This is a genomic window from Streptomyces sp. NPDC050988, from assembly GCF_044456225.1.
Lineage (GTDB): Bacteria > Actinomycetota > Actinomycetes > Streptomycetales > Streptomycetaceae > Streptomyces.
In genome coordinates this window covers 24,015-36,969 of the sequence record NZ_JBITFQ010000045.1, presented here as the reverse complement: position 1 = coordinate 36,969, position 12,955 = coordinate 24,015, and the positions used below count along the sequence as shown (strand labels likewise).

The following is a 12,955-nucleotide window of genomic DNA, read 5'->3' as shown; positions in this document are numbered from 1 at the left end:
GCCGCTCCACCTCACGCACCGCCCGTTCCAAGGAGACCCCCCGATGCCCGCCCAGCGCGCCAGCGCCCCCGCCCTGCCCACGCTGGGCGGCAAGAAGCCCAGCTACCGCGAGAGAGTCGCGGACGCGCTGCGGGCCGCCCTCATCGCCGGGGAACTGCGTCCGGGCGAGGTGTACTCCGCACCGGGCCTCGCCGCCCGCTTCGGTGTCTCGGCCACTCCCGTCCGCGAGGCCATGCTCGACCTCGCCAAGGAGGGCCTGGTCGACACCGTGCCGAACAAGGGCTTCCGGGTCACGGCCGTGTCCGAGAAGCAGCTCGACGAGTACACGCACATCCGCTCGCTCATCGAGATCCCCACGACCGTCGCGCTCGCCGCCACCGCCGACCCCGTCGCCCTGGAGGCGCTGCGCCCGGCCGCCGAGGAGAGCGTCACGGCGGCCGCGACCGGTGACCTGATCGCGCACGTCGAGGCGGACATGCGCTTCCACCTCGGCCTCCTCGCCCTCGCGGGCAACGACCACCTGGTCGAGGTGGTCCGCGACCTCCGCAAGCGCTCCCGCCTCTACGGGCTGCACGCGCTGGTGAAGGCGGGCCGCCTGGAGGCCTCCGCCGCGGAGCACCTGGACATCCTCGACGCGCTCATCGCCCGCGACGAGGAGGCGGTACGGGACGTCATGACCCGTCACCTCGGACACGTACGGGGGTTGTGGGCGGCCGAGTGACCTCGGCGGCGACACGCTGCCGGGCAACCCGCCTCATCCGCACCTCCATGCTCTCCTGAGTGCGCCCCGGCAGCCGCGAGAAGGACGCACGTTGAGCAAGCGCATCCGCAGGTCTCCGCTCCTCCGCAGATCCGCGTTCCTCCGCGGATCCCCGCGCCTCCGAGGGTCCCTGGTCGCCACCGCAGCCGCTGTCGCCGCCCTGGCCGTCCCCGCCCCGGGCGCCTCCGCCGCGTTCGCCGCCGACCCCGTCGCGGCCGCCTCCCCGGAGTCCGGGGCCGCCGCGGAGGCCCCCAACCACGATCTGCTGAGCGAGAGGGGCGAACGGACGCAGCGCGCCCAGGCTCTCGCCGTCGCCAAGGTCGCAGCCGGGGAGGCGACGCCCGAGACGCGCGGTTCCTCGCAGCGGATCGAGTACCGCGAGGGCTCGTACGCGGAGACGGCCCGCACCGCGGACCGGATCTTCGTGCTGCCGGTGGAGTTCGGCGACTACACGCACAACCGGATCCCCCAGCCCGACCGCACCACCGACAACGCCACGGTGTGGACCCGGGACTACAGCCGTGCCTACTACCAGCGGCAGATCTTCGGCACGGCGGACGAGACCGCGGGCGACACCCTCAGGTCGTACCTCCAGCGACAGTCCAGCGGCGTCTACTCGATCACCGGCACCGTCCACGACTGGACCCGCGTCGACCACCCCCTCGCGCGCTACGGCACCGACACCTGCCGGAAGAACGGCGTCGCCGTCTCGACGTACTACTGCAACGAGCAGCTCGTCACCGACGGCCTCAACAGCTGGTACGAGGACCAGCGCGCGAGGGGCCGGACCGTGGCGTCGCTGGCCAAGTACCTTGCCACGTACGACACCTGGGACCGCAACGACCACGACCGGGACGGGATCTTCAACGAACCCGACGGCTATCTCGACCGCGTGATGGTCACGTTCGCGGGGGAGTCGCAGGCCAATGGAGGCGGTGTCAACGGCACCGATGCCATCGGCTCCCACCGCGGCTCCGTCAGCTATCTCCAGTCCGGTGCGGGCAAGTTGGGCCCCGCCAACGGAAACAGGGACGGCGGCAGTCAGGTCGGCGACTCGGGCATCTGGGTCAACGACTACACAATGACCAACGAGAACAGGGGACTTGGCACGCTGGCCCACGAGTACGGCCACGACCTGGGGCTGCCCGATCTGTACGACACCTCCGGCGGCGAGAACTCGACGGGCTTCTGGTCGGTCATGTCGCACGGCTCACTGCTGTCGGAGGAGGCCGAACTGTCCGTCCACCCCGCCGACTTGGGCGCCTGGGCCAAACTGCGGCTCGGCTGGCTAGACCATGCGACCGCGCAGGCCGGTACGGCCTCGACCGTCGTCCTGAACCCGCTGTCGGTCCACTCCTCCACGCAGGGCAAGGAGGCCCTCCTGGTGAAGCTCCCCGCGGACGCGGAGGGCAACGCGCGCTACTACGTCGTCGAGAACCGGCAGTACGTCGGCGAGGACACGTACCTCAAGTCCGGTCCGTTCCAACTGGGTTGGCGCTCAACACTTCCCAGGCTCAAGGAACGCCTGCACTACGAGAGCGGCACGCTGATCTGGTACTGGAACACCAAGTACCGGGACAACAGGACCAAGGCGAACGGGGGCCACGGTCAGATCCTGCCGGTCGACGCACACGCCGAGCCCGCCCTGGACACCTCAGGGTCCGTGATCCGGGGCCGCCTCCAGACGTACGACGCCCCCTTCGGCCGCCGGCCCACCCTTCCGCTCACCTTCCACCAGAACGGCGTGGAGACGACGATCCCGTCCCGGCCGGGTGTCCCGGTCCTCGCGGGACCCGACGGCACCACGGTCACCGTGGACGAGGAGTACACCGACGGCCGAGTGAAGGTTTCGGTCGGTTCGTCCGGCTGACCGCCCTCCCCTGTGGGGCTCCTCCCGACTGCGATACAACTGGAGCATGGCAAAGATCCTCATCAGCGCCGACATGGAGGGCGCCACCGGGGTGACCTGGCCGGCGGACGTCCTGCCGGGCACACCGCAGTGGGAGCGGTGCCGGTCGATGTTCACCTCGGACGTGAACGCGGCGGTCCTCGGCTTCCTCGACGGCGGCGCCGACGAGGTCCTCATCAACGAGGCCCACTGGACCATGCGCAACCTGCTCCTGGAGCAGCTGGACGAGCGGGCGCAGATGCTCACCGGGCGGCACAAGTCGCTGTCCATGGTGGAGGGCGTGCAGCACGGCGACGTCGACGGCATCGCCTTCGTCGGCTACCACGCGGGAGCGGGCATGGAGGGCGTCCTCGCCCACACCTACCTCGCCAACTCCATCACCGGCGTCTGGATCAACGACGTACGCGCCAGCGAGGGCCTGCTCAACGCGCACGTCGTCGCCGAGTACGGCGTCCCCGTCGTCCTCGTCACCGGCGACGACGTGGCCTGCGAGGACGCGCTCGGTTACGCCCCCGAGGCGCTGAAGGTCGCCGTCAAGGACCATGTCTCGCGGTACGCGGCCGTGTGCCGCACACCGGCGCGTACGGCGTCCGACATCCGCGCCGCCGCCAAGGAGGCCACGCGGCTCGCGGTGCGGCACGAGCCCGTGGACGGCGGCCCGTTCACCGTGGCGCTGGAGTTCGACGCCGAGCACCTCGCGATGGCGGCCACCGTCGTCCCGGGCGTCGAGCGCATCGGGGAGCGGAAGGTCGCGTACACCAGCCCGACCATGTACGAGGGCATTCGTACCTTCAAGGCGGTCACCACGATCGTCTCGGCCGCCGTGGAGGAGACCTATGGCTGACAGCAGGGGCGTGACCGACGAGCACACGGCCAAGGGCGGAGCGGTCGACGGGCAGGCCCTCGACGAGGTCGTCCGGTTCACCTCCGACCTCATCCGGATCGACACGACCAACCGCGGCGGCGGGGACTGCCAGGAGCGGCCGGCCGCCGAGTACGCGGCCGCGCTGCTCGCCGAGGCCGGCCTGGAGCCGACACTCCTGGAGCGCACGAAGGGGCGTGCGAACGTCGTCGCGCGCCTGGAGGGCACCGACCCGTCCGCCGACGCCCTGCTCGTCCACGGTCACCTGGACGTCGTACCGGCGCAGGCGGAGGACTGGAGCGTGCACCCGTTCTCCGGGGAGGTCCGTGACGGGGTCGTCTGGGGCCGGGGCGCGGTCGACATGAAGAACATGGACGCGATGATCCTCGCGGTCGTACGGCAGTGGGCCCGCGCGGGCGTGCGCCCCCGGCGTGACATCGTGATCGCCTTCACCGCCGACGAGGAGGCCAGCGCCGAGGACGGCTCGGGCTTCCTCGCCGACGAGCATCCCGGGCTCTTCGAGGGGTGCACCGAGGGCATCAGCGAGTCCGGCGCCTTCACCTTCCACGACGGCTCGGGCCGCGAGCTGTATCCCGTCGCGGCGGGCGAGCGCGGTACCGGCTGGCTGAAGCTCACCGCACGCGGCCGGGCCGGTCACGGCTCCAAGGTGAACCGGGAGAACTCGGTGACCCGGCTCACCGCGGCGATCGCCCGGATCGGCGCCCACGAGTGGCCCGTACGGCTCACCCCGACGGTCCGCGCCGCGCTCACCGAGATGGCCGCGGTGTACGGCATCGCGCCCGACCTCGACGATGTGGATGTTCTGCTGCACAAGCTCGGTCCTGCCGCCTCGCTAGTCGAGGCGACCGTCCGCAACAGCGCCAACCCGACCATGCTGAACGCCGGTTACAAGGTCAACGTGATTCCGGGGGAGGCCGTCGCGTTCGTCGACGGGCGCTATCTGCCCGGCACCGAGGACGAGTTCCGCGCGACCCTTGACCATCTCACCGGTCCGGACGTGGAGTGGGAGTTCCACCACCGTGAGGTGGCTCTGCAGGCACCGGTGGACTCGACGACGTACGCCAACATGCGTGCCGCTGTGGAGGAGTTCGCGCCCGAGGGGCATGTCGTGCCGTACTGCATGTCGGGCGGCACAGACGCTAAGCAGTTCTCGCGCCTCGGCATCACCGGATACGGATTCGCGCCGCTGAAGCTCCCGCCGGGCTTCGACTACCAGGCCCTCTTCCACGGGGTCGACGAACGTGTGCCCGTCGAGGCGCTGCACTTCGGCGTCCGGGTACTCGACCGCTTTCTGCGCACGGCCTAGGGAAAAATGGGGGACATCGTGCAGACCCTGGCCTACGGTTCCTGGCCCTCGCCCATCGACGCGTCGCTCGCCGCCGCGCACGACGGACACCCCGACTTCGTCGGCTTCGTCGGCGACGAGATCTGGTGGACCGAGCCCCGGCCCACCGAGGGCGGCCGCCGCACCCTGGTGCGCCGCCGCGCCGACGGCACCGAGGAATCGGTCCTGGCCGCCCCGTGGAACGTGCGCAGCCGCGTCATGGAGTACGGCGGACACCCCTGGGCCGGGGCGGTCGGCGAGGACGGCCCGCTGGTGGTCTTCGTCAACTTCGCCGACCAGCGGCTGTACGCGTACGAGCCCGCCCGCCCCGACAAGGAGCCGCGCCCCCTGACCCCCGTGTCGCCGGTGGGCGGCGGACTGCGGTGGGTGGATCTGCGGATGCGTCTCGAACTGGGCGAAGTCTGGTGCGTACTGGAGGAGTTCACCGGCGACGGGCCGACCGACGTGCGCCGGGTCGTCGCCGCGGTGCCGCTGGACGGTTCGGCCGCGCAGGACCAGGACGCGGTACGTGAACTCACCGACGGGCAGCACCGGTTCGTCACCGGACCGCGTATCTCGCCCGACGGGCGGCGCGCGGCCTGGCTGGCCTGGGACCACCCGCGGATGCCGTGGGACGGGACAGAACTGATGGTGGCCGAGGTCGGCTCCGACGGCACGTTCCGGGGGGCCCGGAAGGCCGCAGGCGGCCCCGACGAGTCGATCGCCCAGGCCGACTGGTCCGCCGACGGCACCCTGCTGTACGCGAGCGACCGCTCCGGCTGGTGGAACCTCTACCGCGACGGCGAGCCGATCTGCACCCGCGATGAGGAGTTCGCCGGGCCGCTGTGGACGGTCGGCCGCCGCTGGTTCGCGCCGCTGGACAGCGGACTGATCGCCGTCGTGCACGGCCGGGGCGCCACCGCGCTCGGCATCCTCGACCCCGAGACCGGCGAGGTCGTCGACGCGGCCGGACCCTGGACCGAGTACGCGGCCACGCTCGCCGCCGACGGCAGCCGGGTCGCCGCCGTCGCGGCCAGCCCGAGAAGCGCCTACGAGGTCGTCGAACTGGACGCCCGAACCGGCCGGGCACGGGTCGTCGGCGCCCCGCACGACGACCCGGTGGACCCCGCCTATTACCCGGAACCGCAGATCCGTACGTTCAGCGGGCCCGCCGGGCGCGAGATCCACGCGCACATCTACCCGCCGCACCACCCCGGCCATGTCGCCCCCGGCGACGAACTCCCGCCGTACGTCGTCTGGGCGCACGGCGGCCCCACCGGCCGTGCCCCGCTCGTTCTCGACCTGCAGATCGCGTACTTCACCTCGCGCGGCATCGGCGTCGCCGAGGTCAACTACGGCGGATCCACCGGGTACGGCCGCGAGTACCGCAACCGGCTGCGCGAGCAGTGGGGTGTCGTGGACGTCGAGGACTGCGCGGCTGTCGCGCTCGCCCTGGCCGAGGAGGGCACCGCCGACCGCGACCGGCTCGCCGTCCGCGGCGGCAGCGCGGGCGGCTGGACGACGGCCGCGTCCCTGGTGAGCACCGACGTGTACGCCTGCGGGACCATCATCTACCCCATCCTCGACCTGGCGGGCTGGGGCACGGGCGAGACCCACGACTTCGAGTCCCAGTACCTGGAGACCCTGGTCGGACCGCTCGCCGAGGTCCCCGGGCGGTACGCCGAGCGCTCGCCCACCGAGCACGCCGACCGCGTCACCGTGCCCTTCCTTCTCCTCCAGGGCCTCGACGACGTGATCTGCCCGCCCGCGCAGTGCGAGCGGTTCCTGGCGAGGATGGAGGAGCGGGCGCGGCCGCTGCCGCACGCCTACATCGCTTTCGAGGGCGAGGGCCACGGCTTCCGGCGGGCCGACACGATGGTGCGCGCCCTGGAGTCCGAACTCTCCCTGTACGCCCAGGTGTTCGGCCTGAATCCGCCCGGCGTCCCCACCCTGGAACTCGCCAAGTGAAGGCACTTGTGCGACCTCGGCGGCTGGCTCCCGGAGCCCGTGTCGCCGTCGTCGCGCCGAGCGGTCCCGTGCCCGAGGAGCGGCTGCAGGCGGGCCTCGACATCCTGCGCGGCTGGGACCTGGAACCGGTCGTGGCACCCCATGTCCTCGACCGGCACGGCACGTTCGACTACCTGGCGGGCACCGACGCCGACCGGGCCGCCGACCTCCAGGCCGCCTGGTGCGACCCGAGCGTGGACGCGGTGCTGTGCGCCCGCGGCGGCTACGGCGTGCAGCGCATGGCCGCGCTGCTCGACTGGGACGCGCTGCGGGCCGTCGGCCCCAAGGTGTTCCTCGGCTTCAGCGACATCACGGCCCTGCACGAGGCCTTCGCGACCCGGCTGGGGCTCGTGACACTGCACGGCCCGATGGCAGCGGGCATCGACTTCGTCAAGAACGCCCGCGCCCAGGAACATCTGAGGGCGACGCTCTTCGAACCGGAGTCGGTGCGGACCCTGCACTCGCGCGGGGGCGCGCTGGTGCCGGGGCGGGCCAGGGGCGTCCTCCTCGGCGGCTGCCTCAGCCTGCTCGCCGCGGACCTCGGCACACCCCACGCCCGGCCCTCGGCGCGCGGCGGCCTCCTCTGCCTGGAGGACGTGAACGAGGAGACCTACCGCCTGGACCGCTATCTGACCCAACTCCTGCGCGCCGGCTGGCTCGACGGCGTCACCGGGATCCTGCTCGGCTCCTGGGAGCGATGCGACCCGTACGACCGGATCAGGGCCCTCGTCCTCGACCGGCTCGGCGGGCTCGGGGTGCCGATCGCCGAGGAGTTCGGCTTCGGACACTGCGAGGGGGCGCTGACGGTCCCCTTCGGGGTACCGGCGGAGCTGGACGCCGAGGCCGGGACGCTGACACTGGACGTGCCGGCGCTGGCCTGACGTGGCCTGACGCGGGTGAACGGCCGTGCCGTGATGCCGGAGACGACCGTGAGGGCCATGACGGTCTGGCGGTCGAGTCACCCCTGTGGCCCCCTGCCTCACCCGGAGGAACCTCTCACCGCGCGTGAGTCCCGCTCCCCGGCCCATCCTGGGCGCATGAGCCCGAAGACCTCGGAGAGCAGCGGTGGCGGCGGCAAGGCAGGCGGCGGGACCCTGATGACGCCCGGGCGGGTGTCCGTCATCGCGCTGGCCGTGCTCGCGCTGATCTTCATCTTCGAGAACACCCGCGCCACCAAGATCCGCCTGCTGATCCCCGAGGTCACCATGCCCCTGTGGATGGCACTCCTCGGCACGACGGTGATCGGCGCGCTGTGCGGGGCGTATTTCATGAAGCGCCGAAGCTGACCGCCCGGGGCGCCCCTTGAAGGGGGCCTCGCCCCTTCAAGGGGCGCGGGGAACTGCGCGCCCAGCCCCCACCGGACCCGCAGGTTCTCCATCCCGGCGCGTACCGTGGTGGGATGGACGGCACGACCCCATACCTCGCCGAAGGCACCCGCGTGGGCATACGTCACTACACCCCCGAGGACGGTGCCGAGTTCGTCGCCCGGGCCCGCGAGAGCAAGGCGCTGCACCAGCCCTGGCTGTTCCCGCCGGCCAACGCGACCGCCTACGCCTCGTACGCGGGGCGGCTGATCGAGGACCCGACGAAGGCCGGGTTCCTGGTCTGTGAGAGGGACGGCGGAGGGATCGCCGGGTTCATCAACATCAACAACATCGTCGAGGGCGCCTTCCAGTGCGGGGCGCTCGGCTACGGGGCCTTCGCGCACGCGGCCGGACGCGGACTGATGGGGGAGGGGCTCGACCTGGTGGTGCGGTACGCGTTCGGCGGGCTCGGACTGCACCGGCTGGAGATCAACGTGCAGCCGGACAACGCCGCCTCGATCGCCCTGGCCCGCCGCTGCGGCTTCCGTCTGGAGGGCTTCTCGCCGGAGTTCCTCTTCATCGACGGGGCCTGGCGGGACCACGAACGATGGGCCGTCACCGCCGATATGATTCGAACATGAGTCCCATCCGGAGCCTTGTCGTCCTGGACGCCCCGTCGAACCTGGGCCTTCGCCCACCGGCCCCGGGCACCGTCCCCGGCTGCTACAAGCTTGCCGGAGCCCTGCGCGAGCAGCGGATCGTGCGGAGGCTGGGCGCCCTGGAGGGCGGCGTGGTCGTACCGCCGCGCTACGACCGGGGCGACTGGCAGGAGGGCGACGGAGTCTTCAACGCCGCCGCGATCGCCACCTACACCCGCAAGCTCGCCGACCGCATCGAAGGGCATGTACGGGCCGGGGAACTGCCCGTCGTCCTCGGCGGCGACTGTTCCATCCAGCTCGGCGCCTCGCTCGCGCTGCGGCGGATCGGCCGGTACGGGCTCGTTGCGGTGGACGCCTCCCACGACTTCCGGCACCCGGGCAACTCCGAGAGGGTCGGCGCGGCGGGCGGCGAGGAGGTGGCCCTGGCGACCGGGCGCGGGCAGGACGACCTGACGGATCTGGAGGGGCTGAAGCCCTATCTGCGGGACGAGGACGTGCGGTTCTTCGGTATCCGGGACGAGTTCGAGGAGGACCGGGCCGAACTCGCCGCGCTGAAGATCCCCACGGTGACCGTCGGCGATGTGCGCGAGTGGGGCGCCGACGCCCTGGCCCGGGCCACCGCCCAAGCCTTCGACGTGCCCGAGCTGGACGGCTTCTGGGTGCACCTCGACGCCGATGTGCTCGACCCGTCCGTGATGCCCGCCGTCGACAGCCCCGACCCCGGCGGACTGCTGCCCGACGAACTCACCGCGCTGCTGCGGCCGTTGGTGAACTCACCGCACTGCGTCGGCTTCAACGTCACCATCTACGACCCCGACCTGGACCCGGACGGGACCGCCGGCGCACTGCTCGCCGACATCGTCGTCGCGGCCTTTGCGCAATCCTGACCGGGAGTGCCCCTGGTCGGCTCGCCGTCCACGCTGTTCCATGGTCGACGTGACGACCATCCGACGTGACGTACTGACGCTGCCGGTCGCGGAGTTGGGCCCCACCAACCCGCTCCCTCCGTTGCGTCCGCTCGACGAGACGCACCACGTGGACGAGCGGGAACGTGACGGCCTGCCCCGCGACATGGCCCGCCAGATCGGCTACGAGCCACTGCGCAGCCTCCTGCCCGAACGGGTCCGCGACGGATACGGGAGAACGCGGGCACCCCGCGAGGTCGAGGCGCTCGTCATCGAGAACGACCGGCTGCGCGCGACCGTGCTGCCCGGCCACGGCGGCCGTGTCGTGTCCCTCTTCCACAAGCCGTCCGACCGTGAACTCCTCTACCGCAACCCGGTGTTGCAGCCCGCCGACTTCGCGCTCAACGGCGCCTGGTTCTCCGGCGGCATCGAATGGAACATCGGCGCCACCGGCCACTCGACCCTCGCCTGCGCACCCCTGCACGCGGCCCGCGTCACCGCTCCCGACGGAGGCGAGATGCTGCGCCTGTGGGAGTGGGAACGGCTGCGCGACCTGCCGTTCCAGGTCGACCTGTGGCTGCCCGAGGGCTCCGACTTCCTGTACGTCGGCGTACGCGTCCGCAATCCGCACGAGAAGGCCGCGCCGCTCTACTGGTGGTCCAACACCGCCGTCCCCGAGGAGCGCCGGGTGCTCGCGCCCGCCGAGGAGGCCTGGCACTTCGGCTACGAGCGGCGGCTGCGCCGGGTGCCGGTTCCGGAGTGCGAGGGCGCCGACCGGACGTACCCGCTGCGCGGCGAGCACCCGGCCGACTACTTCTACGAGGTGCCCGACGGGCAGCGGCGCTGGATCGCCGCCCTGGACGAGACGGGGCAGGGGCTCGTGCAGACGTCCACCGACGCGCTCCGCGGACGCAAGCTCTTCGTGTGGGGGTCGGGCACCGGCGGCCGGCGCTGGCAGGAGTGGCTCACCGAGCCCGGCACCGGAGGCTACTGCGAGATCCAGGCCGGGCTCGCCCGCACCCAGCTGGAGCACCTCCGCCTCGACGCCGAGAGCGAGGTGGCATGGCTGGAGGCGTACGGACCGCTGACGGCCGACGCGGAGACCGTGCACGGCCCTGACTGGGCCGCGGCCCGCTCGGGAGTCGAGGAACGGCTCCAACAGGTCCTGCCACGTGGGGAGTTCGAGACGGCGTACGAGAACTGGCGGGCGTCCGCCGACACCGAACCCGGTGAGGTGCTGGCCGTCGGATCCGGCTGGGGCGCGCTCGAAGTCCTGCGCGGCGACCTCAAGTTGCCCGGCACACCCTTCGAGGAGGACACGCTCGGAGACGCGCAGGCGCCCTGGCTGGAGCTGCTCCGCTCCGGGGCCTTCCCGGAGCCGCGCCGGGTGGCACCGCCCGGGGAGACGCTCGTCGCCCGGCACTGGCGGGACATGCTGGAGACGGCACCCGCGAAGCCGCTCTCCGAGTACCACCTGGGCGTCGCCCAGTGGCACGCCGACGACCGCGCACAGGCCGTGCGCAGCTGGGAGCGGGCCCTGGAACTCGCCCCGTCCCTCTGGCCGTTGCTGCGCTGCCTCGCCGTCGCCGACCAGGAGGCGGGCAACCGGGAACGGGCCGCCGACCGGTACACGGAAGCCTTCGACGACCTGTGCCGGGAGCGGCGCGACGACGGGGAGGTCTGGACGGCCGCCACGGCCGCGCTCGGGCGGGAGGCGATCGCCGCGCTGCTCGCGGTGCGGCGGACGGCGGACGCGCGCTCCGTGTGGGAGCGGCTGCGCCCGGCGACCCGCGAACGCGGCCGGTTCCGGCTGATCGAGGCGGAGTTGCTGCTCGCCGAGGGCGACAGGGGCGCGGCACGCGCCGTCTTCGACGCGGGGTTCGAGGTCGCCGACCTGCGTGAAGGGGCCGAGGCGATCGGGGTGCTCTGGTCCCGGATCACCGACGAACCGCTGCCCGCGCGCTACGACTTCCGGATGCGGCCGCCCGGCTCCGACGGCGCCGGGTGACCTACTCGGCCGCGCGGCGGTCCACGTACTCGTAGATATAGCCGTCCGGGTGCATCGCGATCAGGTTGCGGCCCACCGGTGTCGCCACCGGGCCCGCCACAACGTGGGCGCCCGAGTCGGTGAGCACCCGGTGGGCTTCGTCGACGTCCGTCACGGCGATGGTCGCCGAGACCTTGCGGAGCACCTCCAACTCCGACTCCGGTCCGCTCATCAACAAGAAGCAGCCGACGGCGGCGACGGAGACCCCGCCGCGCTCGAAGCGGAGCGCCGGTCCGCCCGCCAGCTTCTCGTAGAAGGGGACCGCAGTCTCCAGGTCGTCGACGCAGATGCGCAGCGTGGCTCCCAGAATGTCCATGCGGACGAGCCTAGTTGGGGCCGGCCGGGAACGAGATCGTTTCGTACGGATCCCGGGACGCGGGCCGGGGTCCTGCCGGGCGAACGGAGCCGGAGGCGCCCGGCGTTACGGGCGAAGGGGCGCGGGTACCCGGCCGCCATGGACCGCATCGAACACATGGAACATCTGGAACATCTGGAACATCTGGACAAACACCTGGTCGACGAAATGGCACAGGTGGCCCGCGACGCCATACGCGAGGAACTGCGGGAGCAGACCCTCAAGCAGCGCCGTACGGCCTCGCTGTACGCGGCGTCCGGCGCCGTCGCCCTGTACGCGGGCGCGGCCCTCGCGCTGACCGTGGGCCTCGTCCTGGCGCTCGGGCTGCCCGACTGGGTGGCCGCGCTGATCACCGCCGTCCTGCTCGGGGCCGGGGCCTACGCGCTGCGGAACGCGGCGAGGCCGACGGCACCCCGGCCCGCGCCGACGCAGGCCGCCGAGGGACGCACCGCTGAGGGGCGGGCCGCCGCGGCGCAGGCCGCCGAGGAGCAGAGTACGAGGGTCGCCGGCAGCACGGCTCCCGGCACGCCGCCCGGCGGGCTCGCCGGGCCCTCCGCCCCGCCTGCCCCGCCCGCCCCCTCCGTTGCGCCCGTCGCCCCCGGCGGCGTGAGCGCGGCGCCCGGACCCTCCGGTGCGGGCACGCCCCCGGTAGCGGGCGCGACGGATTCCGAGGGACCGCATCACCCGGCCCGGTGACCCCACGGAGGCGTACCGAACCGGTGCGCCTCCGTCGCGCGGGATGCGGTGACGGGCCGCGCCCCGGACAATCGGGAGGAGACACCGTCCGCGGCCCCGCACGGCC

Annotated in this window: 12 protein-coding genes; 11 read left to right on the top strand and 1 reads right to left on the bottom strand. The window is 72.4% G+C overall.

The genetic code is table 11. From position 1 onward, the window contains the following. The first annotated feature begins 43 nt into the window (after positions 1–43). From ACIBEI_RS46590 to ACIBEI_RS46545, 10 genes are all read left to right on the top strand, one after another. Complete coding sequence (locus tag ACIBEI_RS46590) at positions 44–721, top strand: GntR family transcriptional regulator (RefSeq protein ID WP_398897300.1); 678 nt, start codon at positions 44–46, stop codon at positions 719–721. Positions 722–812: 91 nt separating this feature from the next. Further along, positions 813–2,630 carry an immune inhibitor A domain-containing protein gene (locus ACIBEI_RS46585; RefSeq protein WP_398897298.1) on the top strand — a complete coding sequence of 606 codons (1,818 nt, stop codon included), beginning with the start codon at positions 813–815 and terminating at the stop codon, positions 2,628–2,630. Between the two features lie 46 nt (positions 2,631–2,676). Then, positions 2,677–3,513: a M55 family metallopeptidase gene (locus tag ACIBEI_RS46580; RefSeq protein ID WP_189840910.1), complete on the top strand. Its 837-nt coding sequence runs from the start codon at positions 2,677–2,679 to the stop codon at positions 3,511–3,513. Next, the gene (locus tag ACIBEI_RS46575) at positions 3,506–4,858 is read left to right on the top strand and encodes a M20/M25/M40 family metallo-hydrolase (RefSeq protein WP_398897296.1); all 1,353 of its coding nucleotides are present in this window, start codon (positions 3,506–3,508) and stop codon (positions 4,856–4,858) included. The genes ACIBEI_RS46580 and ACIBEI_RS46575 overlap by 8 nt, the downstream gene beginning before the upstream one ends. A gap of 6 nt (positions 4,859–4,864) precedes the next feature. Further along, complete coding sequence (locus ACIBEI_RS46570; RefSeq protein ID WP_398897294.1) at positions 4,865–6,844, top strand: prolyl oligopeptidase family serine peptidase; 1,980 nt, start codon at positions 4,865–4,867, stop codon at positions 6,842–6,844. Further along, the gene (locus ACIBEI_RS46565; protein WP_398897293.1) at positions 6,841–7,764 is read left to right on the top strand and encodes an LD-carboxypeptidase; all 924 of its coding nucleotides are present in this window, start codon (positions 6,841–6,843) and stop codon (positions 7,762–7,764) included. Before ACIBEI_RS46570 ends, ACIBEI_RS46565 begins: the two co-directional genes overlap by 4 nt. Before the next feature lie 156 nt (positions 7,765–7,920). Continuing rightward, positions 7,921–8,169: a DUF1049 domain-containing protein gene (locus ACIBEI_RS46560; RefSeq protein WP_398897292.1), complete on the top strand. Its 249-nt coding sequence runs from the start codon at positions 7,921–7,923 to the stop codon at positions 8,167–8,169. A 113-nt stretch (positions 8,170–8,282) separates the two neighbouring features. Further along, a complete protein-coding gene (locus tag ACIBEI_RS46555) occupies positions 8,283–8,828 on the top strand; it encodes a GNAT family N-acetyltransferase (protein ID WP_398897290.1) in 546 nt (181 codons plus the stop codon). 5 nt (positions 8,829–8,833) lie between these two features. Next, a complete protein-coding gene (locus ACIBEI_RS46550; protein WP_398897337.1) occupies positions 8,834–9,733 on the top strand; it encodes an arginase family protein in 900 nt (299 codons plus the stop codon). Between the two features lie 40 nt (positions 9,734–9,773). After that, a complete protein-coding gene (locus tag ACIBEI_RS46545) occupies positions 9,774–11,759 on the top strand; it encodes a DUF5107 domain-containing protein (RefSeq protein ID WP_398897288.1) in 1,986 nt (661 codons plus the stop codon). Between the two features lies 1 nt (position 11,760). Here ACIBEI_RS46545 and ACIBEI_RS46540 read toward each other — a convergent pair whose 3' ends face one another. After that, positions 11,761–12,114: a VOC family protein gene (locus ACIBEI_RS46540; RefSeq protein ID WP_398897287.1), complete on the bottom strand. Its 354-nt coding sequence runs from the start codon at positions 12,112–12,114 to the stop codon at positions 11,761–11,763. Positions 12,115–12,270: 156 nt separating this feature from the next. Between ACIBEI_RS46540 and ACIBEI_RS46535 the strand changes: the two genes are divergently transcribed. Continuing rightward, positions 12,271–12,849, top strand: coding sequence for a phage holin family protein (locus tag ACIBEI_RS46535; RefSeq protein ID WP_398897336.1), 579 nt, complete (start codon positions 12,271–12,273; stop codon positions 12,847–12,849). Positions 12,850–12,955: the final 106 nt, after the last annotated feature.